Raw genomic sequence first — 14,082 nt, 5'->3', positions numbered from 1 at the left:
ACGACCAACCTGACCTACCAGGTCCGCAACATCGGCGAGGTCACCACCGCCGTCGCCAACGGCGACCTCACCCGCAAGATCGACGTGGACGCCCAGGGCGAGATCCTGGTCCTCAAGACCACCATCAACACCATGGTCGACCAGCTCTCCTCCTTCGCCTCCGAGGTCACCCGAGTGGCCCGAGAGGTCGGTTCCGAGGGCCAGCTCGGCGGCCAGGCCCGCGTCGAGGGCGTGGAGGGCACCTGGAAGCGGCTCACCGAGAGCGTCAACGAGCTGGCGGGCAACCTCACCACGCAGGTCCGCGCGATCGCCGAGGTGACCAGCGCCGTCGCCAGGGGCGACCACACCAGGTCGGTCTCCGTGGAGGCCCCGGGCGAGCTCGCCCAGCTCAAGGACAACATCAACACCATGGTGTCGACCCTGCGCGACACCACGAAGGCCAACGAGGAGCAGGACTGGCTGAAGTCCAACCTGGTCCGGATCTCCCGCCTCATGCAGGGTCACCGCGATCTCATCGAGGTCTCCCGGCTGATCATGAGCGAGCTGACGCCCCTGGTCACGGCCAGCCACGGCGCCTGCTACCTGGTCGTCAACGGCGAGCTGAGCCTCATCGCGGGCTACGGCATCCAACCGGGATCGAGCCCGCGCCAGCGGTTCGCGCTGGGCGAGGGCATCGTCGGGCAGGCCGCCCTGGAGGCCCGGCAGATCATCCTGGAGAACGTCCCGGCCGAGTACATCACGATCGAGACCGGGCTGAGCAGCGCCAACCCGGCACAGATCGTGGTCCTGCCGATCCTGTTCGAGAACCAGGTCCTCGGCGTCCTGGAGATGGCCTCGTTCAACCAGTTCGGCGAGGTCCACCTGGCCTTCCTGACCCAGCTCGTGGAGACCATCGGCGTCACGATCAACACGATCATCGCCAACTCCCGTACGGAGGACCTGCTCAAGGAGTCGCAGCGCCTGGCCACCGAGCTGCAGGAGCGCTCGGACGAGCTCCAGCGCCAGCAGGAGGAGCTGCGCAGGTCCAACGCCGAGCTGGAGGACAAGGCGGCGCTGCTGGCCAAGCAGAACCGCGCGATCGAGATCCAGAACTTCCAGATCGAGCAGGCCCGGCGCACTCTGGAGGAGCGCGCCGAGCAGTTGGCGGTGTCCTCGCGCTACAAGTCCGAGTTCCTCGCCAACATGTCCCATGAGCTGCGCACGCCGCTGAACAGCCTGCTCGTGCTGGCCAAGCTGCTGACCGAGAACGCCGAGGGCAACCTGACCCCGCAGCAGGTCGAGTTCGCCCGGACGATCCACAGCGCGGGCTCCGCCCTGCTCCAGCTGATCAACGACATCCTCGACCTGTCCAAGGTCGAGGCGGGCCGGATGGACATCCACCCGCAGCAGCTGTCGTTGTCCAAGCTCGTCGACTACATGGAGGCGACGTTCGCGCCGCTCGCGCAGGACAAGGGGCTCGCCTTCGCGGTCGACGTCGATCCCACCGTCCCGAACGAACTGCGCACCGACGAGCAGCGCATGCAGCAGGTGCTGCGCAACCTGCTCTCCAACGCGGTCAAGTTCACGCCGAAGGGCGAGGTCCGGCTGGAGGTCACCCACGCGCCGCCGAACGTGCCCTTCGTCGACGACACGCTGAAGGGCTCGGACCACATCCTCGCCTTCAAGGTCGTGGACACCGGCATCGGCATCGCGCCGGACAAGCTGGAGGTCATCTTCGAGGCCTTCCGGCAGGCGGACGGCACCACCAGCCGCAAGTACGGCGGCACAGGACTGGGCCTGTCGATCTGCCGGGAGATCGCCCGTCTCCTCGGCGGCGAGATCCATGTGGACAGCACGCCGAGCAAGGGCAGCATGTTCACCCTCTACCTGCCGATGGCCTACTCGGGTCCGCTGGCCGCGCGTGACGGCGGCGCGATGACGACCGGGTCCGTCGGAGGCATGCGGAGGGCCCTGGAGCCCCCGATGGACGACGAGGACATCCTTCCGGAGATCCCGTTGCCCACCGACATGCCGCTGCCCCACCTCGAGCCGCTCGCGGAGGGCCAGGAGTGGCAGGGCGAGGATCCGCTCACCGGAGCCAAGATCCTCATCGTCGACGACGACATCCGTAACGTCTTCGCACTGACCAGCGTCCTCGAACGGCACGGCACGGTCGTGGTCTACGGCGAGAACGGCCGTGAAGGCATCGAGCAACTCGAGCGCAACGAGGACGTCGCGCTGGTGCTGATGGACATCATGATGCCGGAGATGGACGGCTGGGCCACCACGTCGGCGATCAGGAAGATGCCGCAGTTCGCCGACCTGCCGATCATCGCGTTGACCGCCAAGGTCATGCGCGGTGACCGGGAGAAGAGCATCGCCTCCGGCGCCTCCGACTACGTGCCCAAGCCCGTCGACGTCGACCGGCTCCTCGAGCGCCTTCGTGGCTGGCTCATCCGGGGACGCGTCGCGACCGGCGAGAATGCGGAGTACGCGACCGCCTCCGACCTACCCGATTCCCGTGAAGGTGCGTGATCGATGCCTGACCGCGCCAAGGTCCTCCTCGTCGACGACCGAGAGGAGAACCTGATCGCGCTGGAGGCGATCCTCAGCTCCCTTGACCTGGTCCCCATCCGGGCCAGATCCGGTGAGGAGGCGCTGAAGGCCCTGCTGGCGACCGAGTTCGCGCTCATCCTCCTCGATGTGCGCATGCCCGGCATGGACGGCTTCGAGACGGCCGCCCACATCAAGCGGAGAGAGCGCACGCGCAACATCCCGATCATCTTCCTGACCGTGGTGGACAGCGCGCCCGACTACGCCTTCCGCGGGTACGCCGCAGGCGCGGTCGACTACCTCACCAAGCCGTTCGACCCCTGGGTGCTGCGGGCGAAGGTCGCCGTGTTCGTCGAGCTCTACAACATGAACCGGCGGCTCGCCGAGCAGGCGGCGCTGCTGCGCGAACGGCTTTCCGGCGAGTTGCCGGGGGGCGCGAGCGACCAGGCCGCCGTCCTGCCGGAGTTGTCGAGGCGGATCACGGCCGTCGAGGAGGAACTGGCCCGGGTCCGCGATCTCGCCCGCAAGACCGCCGACGCGACGATGGAGGGCACGCTCTCGGACCTCTCGGACCGCGTCGCCCACCTCCGGGCCGGATTCGACGCCCTCACCTGATCACGGCCGACGTCGTATAAGGCCGGCGTCGTATAAGTCGTCTAAGTCGTCCAAGTCGTATAACCGGTGGAGGACGTGGGGCAGGTCGGACATGGTGGATCCATGGACCGCCAGACGATCAGTGCCATCGCCCACCTCGACCACCCCGTCGCCGCACCTGTGAGTGAGCCGCACCTCGAACGCCTCCTCACCCTGAGCAGGCTCGAGACCGGTGCCCGCATCCTCGATCTCGGCTGCGGCGAGGCCACCTGGACGTTGCGGGCACTCGAACTCTTCCCCGGGACGACGGCCGACGGGGTGGACATCTCCTCGCAGGCTCTGGACACCGCCGCGAGGAACGCGGAGAGCCGAGGACTCGCCGGCAGGATCCGGCTGCACGAGAAGCCGGCGACCGAGTTCCCCGTCGCCGAGCCGTACGACCTCGTCCTGTGCGTCGGGGCCACTCACGCGTTCGGTGGGCTCTCCGCGACCATGGAGGAGGTCAGGCGGTTCCTGCGACCCGGCGGCCTCGCACTGATCGGAGAGGGCTTCTGGGAGACGCCTCCCACGCCGCCGCTGCTGCACCGGCTCGGCGCGACCCTCGACGACTACGCCGACCTTCCCGGGACCGTCACACGCATGGAGGACGCCGGTTTCCGTGTCGTCTACGGGCACACCAGCGAACTCGCCGAATGGGACGAATACGAATGGTCCTGGACCGGCAGCCTGACCCGCTGGGCCCTCGACCACCCCGGCCCGGACGGCGACACGGCCCTGGCGGCCGCCCTCGACCACCGTGAGATGTGGCTGAACGGCTACCGCGGCGTCCTGGGCTTCGTCACGTTCCTGCTCCGCCACACCGGCTGAGCCTCAGCGCCGCGCCCGCACAGACCAGTCCAGCTCAGCGCCGCGCCCGTTCCAGGGCATCCCAGAAACCGCGGCGCAGAGCGTGGCGGACCTCGTCGTGCAGGAGGAAGTCGATGGGCAACGACGAGCCCTGAAGCAGGCGCGCCTCGAGATCCGAGGGCATCCTCGGCTTGCGGGCGAGCACCGCCTCCAGCCACAGGGCGGGCGCGTCCTTGGCGACCGAGTCGCCGAAGTCGTGGCCTTCCTTGTGCGCGGCCTTCACCGCTTCGGCCAGCGTCGTGGTGCCCGCACTCTGGAACGGCACGGGAGCGGGCTGCGGACCGGTGTACGGCCCGAGCGGCGCCGAGTAACTCCCCGTGCCGGACGAGTAGGCGCCCGCACCGGACGGATAGCCCCCGGTGTTGCCCATGTTGCCCATGTTCCCCGTGTTCGCCGAATACGGGTTCGACACCGGAGGGGCGGTGGGCGGCGGAGCCTGGGTCACCTGCGGCGGAGGGGCCTGCGGCGGCGCAGGAGGAGGCGGCGCAGGCTGCGGGGGCGGCGGCGCGGGCTGCGGCTCGGGCGTGTACTGCGTGTAGGCGGGTTGCTGCGGCGGCGGAGCCGGAAGAGCCGGCTGGGAGGGCTGCGCGGGCCGCGCGTGGGCGGCGTTGGACGACCTGCCTCCCGCCTGTGAACCGTTCGCCAGCGGCACCACGCCACCCTGGGAGCCGTTCGCCAGAGGGACCCCGCCCGCGCCCGGCGAGCCGTTGGCGAGGGGCACGACACCGTTGCCCCGCGGCTGGCCGTTCGGCGAGGGCTGGTGATGCTGGCCGTTTCCGGAGGAATGCCCCTGATCGGCACCGGCGAGGAGATTGACGTACGGGCGGAGATGCCCGGAACCGATCTCGATGAGGTCGTCGCACTCCTGGCGGAGCGTGCGGGAGACCGCCCAGCTTCCGTCGGCCGCGATGTGCACGACCGTCACCCGGATGCCGAGGTCCTGGGCGTCGCTGACCACCTGCGCGAGATCCTCGTCGCCGCTGACCACCACCGCGTCGCAGACCGCGTTGTTGCGGGCCAGCGTCATGAGATCGCGGTGCACCTGGGCGTCGACGCCCTCACGCCTGCCCGGCCGGATGCGGCCCAGACGGAGCTTGAGACCCGGGATGTCGGCCAGCACGTCGTGCTCAGGAGTCCTGCGGCCCTCGACCGTCGCCTCGTACCAGTAGCAGCGCAACATCGGCAGCCCGGTGCGCTCTCGCGAAAGGTTGGTCAGGAGTTGCAAAAGACCGGCGAAGTCCCAGGAGACGGCCTCGCGATGGCGGGTCCCGTGCACGGCCATCGCGCCATCAGCCAGCAAATAGCCGGCATCAACGAACAGCGCACACCGATCCACGCGACACCGCCCTTCCTCCGTGGCTTTCCCAGGGTAATGAAACGGGTGATCGTCCGAGGGGGAATCCCGGCGATTCAGCCCGCGCGCGCACGATGGGGATCTTGTGGGCCCGCGCCCTGGGGTGGGAGTGTTCACGGAGACCGTACCAGTTTGTCCCCATCTTTCCTTCCCCCTGAACGGTTAGGACCATGAGCGGGCGCTGACCGCCACGACCCCGAAGAGAAGGCTGTTCTCCCTGGCCTTCAGACGGAGGACGGCATGACGCCCGAGGACGGTGTGAACCGTCTCCACGACGACTCCGCGCAGCCCTCCGGCAGCGTCGCCGCCGGCCGTGTGGGAGGAGCGATCGGCCAGCGCCATCGAGCCGTCCCGCGCTCCGTCGGCCTTCCACACCACGAGATCGATCCGGGCCGGCACGGCCGCCGGGGCGAGCCCCGCGAGCGGCACCTTCAGGGGCCCCCTGCCGCCGTCCACGACGGCGGCCGTGTCCAGCACCGCCGCCCTGCTGTACGGCCGGCTCTTGTCGGCGGCCAGGACGACCAGGCCCCACCCCGCACGTTGCGACGTGCCCCAGCGCATCGACGGGTCGGCGACCCACCATCGGCCGCCGCCCGCCCCGCGGACCAGGGACGTCACGTCCGCGAACGCCTGATAGCCGTGCTGGATGGGCAGGTCGCTTCCGGCGACCTCGGTCGCGTGGACGGTCGCGTAGCGGGCTGACCCCGGCGCCTTCAGCCGTACGGCTCCCACGGGCGTCGTGCCGTGCCCGGTGGCGGACCAGTAGAGGCCGGCCCAGAGCACCTGACCACCTGCGGGCAGATCGAGACGGGCACAGCTCGAGCTTCGGGTCGAGGGGTCCTGGTCGAGGTCGACGGGCACCGCGAGCCGTCCGGCGGCCGGATGGGCCGTCGTCGCCTCGCAATCGGGCGGCGCGGGCGAGGAGCTCAACAGGGTGTTGCCGACGGCCCGGGTGGTGACCCGTCCGTCGGCGGCGAAGCGGGCCGTGGCGCCCGAGGCGCGGACGCCCGTGGTGGACCTCGCGGACACGACCTGTCCACCCGACCGCACCCGAAGCGCGAGCCCGCCACCCGTGGGAGCGTCGGCGGCGACCGTGACACGGAGGAAGACGGTGGTCGCCGCCCCCGGGGCCAGCGCGCCACGCGAGCAGGTCACCACCTTCCCCTCCGTACGGCAGGCCCAGCCGTCCACCGTGCCGACGGGGACGGCGGCGGCGCCCCGCGTGGCGGCCTCCGTCATGGCGACTCCCTGGGGCAGGCTCACCGCGGCCTGCAAGTTCCGGGTCTCCGTGTGGCCGGTGTTGTGCAGCCGCACTCCGACGATGCCGGACCTCGCCCGCACCAGCGAGCCGAGCGGATCGATGCTCGCCGCCAACGTCGAGCCGAGCGGGTCCGGACCACTCGGTTCAGCCGGCCGCCTGGCTACGGGCGCCGACAGACGCGAGGGCCTGCCGGCCTCCGGCGATCTCGGCACCCCCGGCGTTCTCTGCACCCCCGGCGATCTCTGCGCTTCTGGCGATCTCTGCGCTTCTGGAGACCGTCGCCCCGCAGGCATCTCTCCAGCGGGCTCCTTCCGCGGGGAAGGCGTCGCCCGGGGGGCCGCTGTGGGGGACGTTCCCGGACGGACCGCGGGCCTCGGGGACGTGGGGAGACCGTCGGCTCCCGGACGGGGCGCCCGTCCGTCGTCGGAGAGCGGCTCGGAGATCAGGATGAAAGCGGCGGCGGCCACCGTCGCGACCACACCCAGAACGAGGGCCCTGCGCGGGACCGGCAGGCGCCTGAACACGGCCGCGGCTCCGCGTGCGGGGGTGCTCGCGGCCTCACCCGCCCTTTTGAGCTCGGCGAGGTAACCGTCGATGTGCGGACCGGCGACGAGCTGCCCCACGATCACCCGCAGCCCCTGAGGCACGTCCGCGAGCTCCAGGAAGACCGCCCTGCAGTCGATGCACTCGGCGACGTGCCCGTCCACCACGTGGGCCTCGCGTTTGGGCAGGCCGCCCTCGACGTATCTGATGATGTTCGACAGGATCGGGCCGCATTCCTCGCCGGGGCCGCCCTCCCGGTGGAGCTGCAGGTACGCCTGGCGAAGCCCTTCACGGGCGCGGTCGGCGAGCGCAGTCACGCCGCCCGCCGACATGCCGAGCAACGGGGCGATGTCGCCGGGCCTGGCGCTCTCGACGTCGGCGTGCCACAAGACCATCCGCCAGCGTTCGGGCAACGAGAAGAACGCCCTGGCGAGCACCGCCCGTTCCAACCCGGTCAGCTCGGGATCGACGTAGACGGCGTCGGGGTCGGTCAGGTCGACCGCACCGATGGCGGCGTAACGGCGCACCGCCATGAGCAGATAGGGCCGGAACGCGAAGACCGGCCCCTCACCCGCCCTGATCAGGTCCAGGATCCCCGCGAACGTCTCGACGAGGGTGTCCTCGACCTCCTCCTCGCCCTGGATGAACTGCTGGGCGAGCGACCGGGCGGCGACGGCGTGACGCTGGTAGAGCGTGCCGTAGGCCGGGGCGTTTCCTCCCCTTACGGCCTCCAGCAGCTCCACATCGGTTTGCCGGTCTGTTCTACGCATTGCGACCTCACGATTACGTTGAGTTGCAACGCCATTAATTCCGCAGCGGGTGTCATGGCTAAACCGCGTACCCGTCTTTACCTGAACAGCCTGTGGTTTCGCGCCCCCGCCACCGGTCGAGGCCGGAGACGGCTCCGGCGGCGCCGGCCGTACGCTGTGCACCATGAGTGACCGTGAACAGCTGCTTGACGAGATCAAGAACAAGGGGGTCGTGCACGGCCGGGTCGTGCTCTCCTCCGGCCGTGAGGCCGACTGGTACGTGGATCTGCGCCGGATCACGCTCGACGGCGTGGCGGCCCCCCTCGTGGGCCGGGTGATGCTCGACCTGACCGAGGACCTGGGCTACGAGGCGGTCGGCGGCCTCACACTCGGGGCCGACCCGGTGGCGACGGCGATACTGCACGCCGCGGCGGCACGCGGCCGCGTGCTCGACGCGTTCGTCGTGCGGAAGGAAGGCAAGGCGCACGGCCTGCAGCGCCGGATCGAGGGCCCGGATGTCGCGGGCCGGCGGGTGCTCGCGGTCGAGGACACGACGACGACGGGCGCGTCGGTGCTGACCGCCGTCGAGGCGCTCAAGGAGGCGGGAGCCGAGGTCGTGGGCATCGCCACGATCGTGCACCGCGGCGGAGACGAGAACCTGGCCGCGACCGGCCTGCCGTACCGGTCGGCCTACACCCTCACTGACCTGGGGCTCTCGTGACCTTGAACGCCTCGCGTTCGCCCTGCTGACCCGCGGGCCGGGCGGTGCCGTTCTCGAACACCTGCACCGTCCCGGCGTCGTCGAGGACCACGTCGAGTTCGGGGTTGAAGTACGAGGCCTGCTCGCCCCGGGCCATGTCACGGTCGATGAGGACGTCTCCGCCCGGCACCCGCACGAAGACAGGACAGATGTCGCCCTGGCAGACCACCTGAACGGTGGGCACCTTCTCCGCGGAGGGCTGCTGGGAGGTCGGCGGAGCACTGGACGCGGCGGGCGCGCCGGGCGGGACGGCGTCGTCGGAGCTGAGCGAGGAGATCAGCGCCTTCGCACCCACTCCGATCAGTGCCAGCAGCACGACGACCGCCAGGCCGGCTAGCGCGAGCCTGGCGATGCCCAGCGGGTCAGACCGGTGGCGTCCCACACTTTGGAGACTAGCGGGTACCGGGGTTCCGGGACGGGGTCATCTCACGGCCCCGACCCGGCGGATCACAAGAGTCAACGCCCGGCGTGATGGCGGCCCTTGGGTTCGGGGACGACCACCCTGCGACTCTTGATGACCTCTCGCACGATGGGGATCAGCGAGAGGGCGATGATGACGAAGACGCCGGGCAGGAGGTACTTGTCGATGTTCTCGACCTTGGCGCCCAGGAAGTATCCGATCAGCAGCAGCGCCTCGACCCAGACGACGCCGCCCACGACGTTCCAGACGAAGAACCGGCGCGGGTCCATCTCCAGAACGCCCGCCACCGGGTTCATGAACGTGCGGACGATCGGCATGAATCGTGCGGCGACGACCGCCTTGGCGGGGCCGAACTTCTCAAAGTAGAACTCGGCCTTGTCGACGTGTTCCTTCTTGAAGAGCCGGGAATCGGGCTTCTCGAACAGCTTCCGGCCGAACCGGCCTCCAAGGAAATGCCCGAATTGCGCACCCGCGACGGCGGCGACGGGGGTGAAAATCAGCAGGGTCGGGAATGAGAGGGGCGCGATACCGAGCCCCTGTGCCGCGGCCGCGGAGCTGAAAATGCCCGCGGCGACGAGCAGGGAGTCACCCGGCAGAAAGAAGCCGACAAGTAGCCCTGTCTCGGCAAATATGATGGCAATAACGCCAATCGTGGCAAGAGGGCCGAGCATGCCCAGCCACCACTTAGGGTCAAGAAGTTCCAAGAGCACGTCCACAGTGTGAGCCTACCTGTCCCTTATGAGACGAGACTGAGAACCGACGGGCCCATGCGCACCGTTGTGGAATGACCATGAGCCTCGACGCTTCCCTGACGGGCACGGCCTTGGGGATACTGGCCACCGTTGAACCCGTCCAGAAGGAGATGACTTCGATGCCTATCGCGACTCCAGAGGTCTACGCCGAGATGTTCGACCGCGCCAAAGCGGGCGGCTTCGCTTATCCGGCGATCAACGTGACCTCGTCGCAGACGTTGCACGCGGCGCTTCGCGGCTTCGCCGAGGCGGAGAGTGACGGGATCATCCAGGTGTCGACCGGCGGCGCCGAGTTCCTGTCGGGCACGACGGTGAAGGACATGGTGACCGGTGCCACCGCGTTCGCCGAGTTCGCCCGCGTGGTGGCCGCGAAGTACCCGATCACGGTCGGCCTGCACACCGACCACTGCCCGAAGGACAAGCTGGACACGTTCGTCCGGCCCCTGCTCGAGATCTCCCGCGAGCGCGTGGCCCGTGGCGAGGAGCCGCTGTTCCAGTCCCACATGTGGGACGGCTCCGCCGTACCGCTGGAGGAGAACATCGACATCGCCTCCGAGCTCATCGACAAGACCCGCGAGGCGCGCGTGATCCTCGAGGTCGAGATCGGCGTCGTGGGCGGCGAGGAGGACGGCGTCGTCGGCGAGATCAACGAGAAGCTCTACAGCACCCCCGAGGACGGGCTCGCGCTCGCCGAGGCGCTGGGGCAGGGCGAGCGCGGCCGCTACATCGTGGCCGCCACCTTCGGCAACGTCCACGGCGTCTACAAGCCCGGCCACGTCAAGCTGCGCCCGAGCGTGCTCAAGGACATCCAGGACGCCGTCGGCGCCAAGTACGGCAAGGACAAGCCGTTCTCCCTGGTCTTCCACGGCGGATCCGGCTCGGCGGTCGAGGAGATCCAGGAGGCCATCTCCTATGGCGTCGTGAAGATGAACATCGACACCGACACCCAGTACGCCTTCACGCGGCCGATCGCCGACCACATGTTCAAGAACTACGACGGCGTGCTCAAGGTCGACGGCGAGGTCGGCAACAAGAAGGCCTACGACCCCCGCGTGTACGGCAAGGCCGCCGAGGCCGGGATGGCCCGGCGGGTCGCCGACGCCTGCGCGCAGCTCAAGTCGGCGGGCACGAGGCTCAAGTAATCCGAGGTCAGCAGGGAACGGGAGATCATACGCATATCGATCTCCCGTTTCCTGTGACCGATCATTACTCTTTCGGTCTTCCACAGGTAAGACTGTGTCCATGGAAACGCACGAAAACCTCCTTGGCGGTCCGCCGCCCACCCTGCTGCCGGACAACACCGAGGCACGGGAGATGCTCGAGGCAGGCGCCAAGGCGGCCGACGTGGCCGCGCGCTTCCCCACCTACTCGGCGGCCTGGGCCGCCCTGGCGGACGACTTCTTCACCGCGGGCCATGCCGTGACGTCGTACGCGTTCGCGCGAACCGGTTACCACCGGGGGCTCGACCAGTTGCGCCGTGCCGGTTGGAAGGGCCACGGCCCCATTCCCTGGGAGCACGAGCCGAACAGGGGTTTCCTGCGCTGCCTGAACGCGCTCGCCCGTGCCGCCCAGGCGATCGGCGAGAAGGACGAGGCCGAGCGTTGCGCTCAGTTCCTGCGCGACAGCAGCGCCGCGGCAGCGGAGGAGCTCGCCGGATCCCGGTGACCTCCGCCGCCTCACCTGGCGCGACACCGCCTCCCGCATTCCGCGGGGGGCGGTTCGCGTCTGCGGCCGCCCCGCCCCGTGACGCGTGGTCAGCCGGGGATTCCTGGGACGGCGCGCCATGAGCGGCGGCGCCGGAGATCCCCTAAATCGGAATGCTCAGGTAGTCTCTGTTTGCAAGAGGCCCTTGTCGCGCTTGCGTCAGGGGCTTTCGTTTTGTGCGCAGGAGTAAGACCATGCCGGCTGTCGTTCTCGTGGGTGCCCAGTGGGGCGATGAGGGTAAGGGAAAGGCCACCGACCTGCTCGGCGGCGACGTCGACTACGTGGTCCGCTACCAAGGGGGGAACAACGCGGGCCACACGGTGGTGATCGGTGACCAGAAGTACGCCCTGCACCTGCTGCCGACCGGGGTGCTCTCCCCGGACGTCGTGCCGGTCATCGGCAACGGCGTCGTCATCGATCCGGGCGTGCTGCTCGGCGAGATCGACGGACTGGCCGGTCGGGGGATCAACTGCGACCGCCTGCTGATCTCCGCGAACGCGCACCTGATCATGCCCCACCACAAGGCGATCGACAAGGTCAGCGAGCGGTTCCTGGGCAAGTCCAAGATCGGCACGACGGGCCGGGGCATCGGCCCCGCCTACGGCGACAAGATCTACCGCGTGGGCGTCCGCGTCCAGGACCTCCTCGACCCCGGAATTCTCCGCCAGAAGATCGAGGCCGCACTCGCGGAGAAGAACCAGATCCTCACCAAGATCTACAACCGCCGCGGGCTCGACGCGGACAAGGTCCTCGACGAGTACCTCGGCTACGCCGAACGGCTGCGTCCCCACATCGCCGACACGTCGCTGATCCTGAGCAAGGCGCTCGACGAGGGCAAGGTCGTGCTGCTCGAGGGCGGCCAGGGCACGCTCCTCGACATCGACCACGGCACCTACCCGTTCGTCACGTCGAGCTCTCCCACGTCGGGCGGCGCGTGCGCGGGGTCCGGCATCCCGCCGAACCGGCTCACCCGGGTCATCGGCATCCTCAAGGCGTACACGACCCGCGTCGGTTCCGGCCCCTTCCCCACCGAACTGCTCGACGAGCAGGGCGAGTGGCTGCGCCAGACCGGGGGCGAGTACGGCGTGACCACCGGCCGCAACCGCCGCTGCGGCTGGTTCGACGCCGTCATCGCGCGGTACGCCACCCGGATCAACGGCGTGACCGACTTCTTCCTGACGAAGCTCGACGTGCTGTCCGGTCTCGAGCGGATCCCCGTGTGCGTCGCCTACGACGTGAACGGCGTCCGCCACGACGAGATCCCGATGACGCAGACCGAGTTCCACCACGCCACGCCGATCTACGAGGAGTTCCCCGGCTGGCAGGAGGACATCACCAGCGCCAAGACCTTCGACGACCTGCCGCCCAACGCGCAGGCCTACGTCCGGGCGCTGGAGGAGATGAGCGGCGCTCCGATCTCCGCGATCGGCGTCGGCCCCGGCCGCACACAGACCCTGCAGATCCGTTCCCTGCTGTGATTTCCGCAGGCATGTGCCGTACGGGATGTTTTGCGGGCATGCGCGCCGGGGACCGGGAGATGCCCGGGAACAAGCGGCGGAGACAGTAAGGTACGCCGTTGTGCACGGATACGTTGAGCTACACGGTCACCGGGGAGCGCGCGGGCTGAGGCCCGAGAACACGCTCCCCGGTCTCGCGTTCGCGCTGGAGCTGGGTGTCGACGCGTTGGAGTTCGACGTGGCGATGTCGGCCGACGGGCAGCTCGTGCTCACCCACGACCTGATCGTCTCTCCCGTGACCAGCGCCGACACCGGGATGGCCACGCCGGACGACGAGATGTTCCCCTACGTGGGGAGGCCGATCAACTCGCTGACGCTCGCGCAACTGCGCACGCTCGACGTCGGCGTACGGCTGCCGCAACGCCCCGACGACGTGTTCGCCCTCACGCAGGTGCCGTTGCCGGACACCCGGATGCCCACGCTGGGCGCGGTGCTCGGGCTGATCGGCGCCCTCGGGGCGGACAAGGTCAGGCTCAACGTGGAGCTGAAGTCCAATCCCACCCGCCTGGATCTGTCCGCCGACCCGGTCGAGTTCGCCGAGCGGGTCGTGAAGGAGCTCGACAAGCACGACAAGCTCTCCCGGGCGTCCCTGCTCAGCTTCGACTGGCGCATCCTGAAGGCCGCCGAGCAGCTGGTCGACCAGCGGTACGCGCTGATCGAGCGGGTGACGGCGAACCCCGAGTGGATGAACGGGCTCGACCTGGCCGACTTCGACGGCGACATCCCGGCGGCCGCCGCCGAGGTGGGGGCGACGACGCTGTCTCCCGACCGCGTGCTCGTCGACGAGGCCCTCATGGCCGGCGCGTCCCTGCGCGGCATGCCGGTCGTCGTGTGGACGGTCAACGATCCCGAGGAGGCGTCCCGGCTGATCGACATGGGCGCGTCCGCGATCGTCACCGACTACCCCGATCGCATGCGCCGCCTCTGGAAGGCGCGCAACCTCCCGCTGCCGGAGCCGGTGCGCCCGCTCCGGCACGTCGACGCCTGAC

Annotated in this window: 12 protein-coding genes; 8 read left to right on the top strand and 4 right to left on the bottom strand. The window is 69.4% G+C overall.

Annotated features, from left to right (window positions below):
* The 3 genes from Psi02_RS05475 to Psi02_RS05465 all read left to right on the top strand — a co-directional run.
* Nucleotides 1-2,514 (top strand): hybrid sensor histidine kinase/response regulator (locus Psi02_RS05475; RefSeq protein ID WP_203972308.1); only part of this gene is annotated, 2,514 nt, incomplete at its 5' end.
* 3 nt (nt 2,515-2,517) lie between these two features.
* The gene (locus Psi02_RS05470) at nt 2,518-3,147 is read left to right on the top strand and encodes a response regulator (RefSeq protein ID WP_203972307.1); all 630 of its coding nucleotides are present in this window, start codon (nt 2,518-2,520) and stop codon (nt 3,145-3,147) included.
* Between the two features lie 102 nt (nt 3,148-3,249).
* Complete coding sequence (locus Psi02_RS05465) at nt 3,250-3,993, top strand: SAM-dependent methyltransferase (protein ID WP_203972306.1); 744 nt, start codon at nt 3,250-3,252, stop codon at nt 3,991-3,993.
* Nucleotides 3,994-4,027: 34 nt separating this feature from the next.
* On the opposite strand, the gene Psi02_RS05460 is transcribed toward Psi02_RS05465, so the two are convergent.
* Nucleotides 4,028-5,368, bottom strand: a complete 1,341-nt coding sequence (locus tag Psi02_RS05460; protein WP_203972305.1) for an NYN domain-containing protein — start codon at nt 5,366-5,368, stop codon at nt 4,028-4,030.
* Between the two features lie 180 nt (nt 5,369-5,548).
* Nucleotides 5,549-7,960 (bottom strand): sigma-70 family RNA polymerase sigma factor, encoded by a 2,412-nt coding sequence (locus tag Psi02_RS05455; RefSeq protein ID WP_203972304.1) that lies wholly within the window; start codon nt 7,958-7,960, stop codon nt 5,549-5,551.
* Nucleotides 7,961-8,123: 163 nt separating this feature from the next.
* Here Psi02_RS05455 and pyrE point away from each other — a divergent pair, with 163 nt between their 5' ends.
* Complete coding sequence (pyrE, locus tag Psi02_RS05450) at nt 8,124-8,660, top strand: orotate phosphoribosyltransferase (RefSeq protein ID WP_203972303.1); 537 nt, start codon at nt 8,124-8,126, stop codon at nt 8,658-8,660.
* On the opposite strand, the gene Psi02_RS05445 is transcribed toward pyrE, so the two are convergent.
* Together Psi02_RS05445 and Psi02_RS05440 are read right to left on the bottom strand one after the other, a co-directional pair.
* Nucleotides 8,638-9,081: a hypothetical protein gene (locus Psi02_RS05445; protein WP_203972302.1), complete on the bottom strand. Its 444-nt coding sequence runs from the start codon at nt 9,079-9,081 to the stop codon at nt 8,638-8,640. The two genes, pyrE and Psi02_RS05445, sit on opposite strands and share 23 nt — an antisense overlap.
* A gap of 74 nt (nt 9,082-9,155) precedes the next feature.
* Nucleotides 9,156-9,836 carry a DedA family protein gene (locus Psi02_RS05440; protein WP_239094617.1) on the bottom strand — a complete coding sequence of 227 codons (681 nt, stop codon included), beginning with the start codon at nt 9,834-9,836 and terminating at the stop codon, nt 9,156-9,158.
* 155 nt (nt 9,837-9,991) lie between these two features.
* Between Psi02_RS05440 and fbaA the strand changes: the two genes are divergently transcribed.
* From fbaA to Psi02_RS05420, 4 genes are all read left to right on the top strand, one after another.
* On the top strand, nt 9,992-11,014 hold the full coding sequence (gene fbaA / locus Psi02_RS05435) for a class II fructose-bisphosphate aldolase (RefSeq protein WP_203972301.1): 1,023 nt from the start codon (nt 9,992-9,994) through the stop codon (nt 11,012-11,014).
* Between the two features lie 100 nt (nt 11,015-11,114).
* Complete coding sequence (locus tag Psi02_RS05430; protein WP_203972300.1) at nt 11,115-11,537, top strand: DUF3151 domain-containing protein; 423 nt, start codon at nt 11,115-11,117, stop codon at nt 11,535-11,537.
* Nucleotides 11,538-11,770: 233 nt separating this feature from the next.
* Complete coding sequence (locus tag Psi02_RS05425) at nt 11,771-13,054, top strand: adenylosuccinate synthase (RefSeq protein WP_203972299.1); 1,284 nt, start codon at nt 11,771-11,773, stop codon at nt 13,052-13,054.
* Between the two features lie 100 nt (nt 13,055-13,154).
* Nucleotides 13,155-14,081: a glycerophosphodiester phosphodiesterase family protein gene (locus Psi02_RS05420; RefSeq protein WP_239094616.1), complete on the top strand. Its 927-nt coding sequence runs from the start codon at nt 13,155-13,157 to the stop codon at nt 14,079-14,081.
* The last annotated feature ends 1 nt before the right edge of the window (nt 14,082 follow it).

It is taken from the genome of Planotetraspora silvatica (assembly GCF_016863315.1).
Lineage (GTDB): Bacteria > Actinomycetota > Actinomycetes > Streptosporangiales > Streptosporangiaceae > Planotetraspora > Planotetraspora silvatica.
This window is presented reverse-complemented; position numbering and strand designations above follow the sequence as displayed.

Bases quoted from the DNA above. Each gene is read 5' to 3' on its own strand.
- fbaA (WP_203972301.1), top strand. From the start codon at position 9,992: ATGCCTATCGCGACTCCAGAGGTCTACGCCGAGATGTTCGACCGCGCC.
- Psi02_RS05425 (WP_203972299.1), top strand. From the start codon at position 11,771: ATGCCGGCTGTCGTTCTCGTGGGTGCCCAGTGGGGCGATGAGGGTAAG.
- Psi02_RS05430 (WP_203972300.1), top strand. From the start codon at position 11,115: ATGGAAACGCACGAAAACCTCCTTGGCGGTCCGCCGCCCACCCTGCTG.
- Psi02_RS05470 (WP_203972307.1), top strand. From the start codon at position 2,518: ATGCCTGACCGCGCCAAGGTCCTCCTCGTCGACGACCGAGAGGAGAAC.
- pyrE (WP_203972303.1), top strand. From the start codon at position 8,124: ATGAGTGACCGTGAACAGCTGCTTGACGAGATCAAGAACAAGGGGGTC.
- Psi02_RS05455 (WP_203972304.1), bottom strand. From the start codon at position 7,960: ATGCGTAGAACAGACCGGCAAACCGATGTGGAGCTGCTGGAGGCCGTA.
- Psi02_RS05465 (WP_203972306.1), top strand. From the start codon at position 3,250: ATGGACCGCCAGACGATCAGTGCCATCGCCCACCTCGACCACCCCGTC.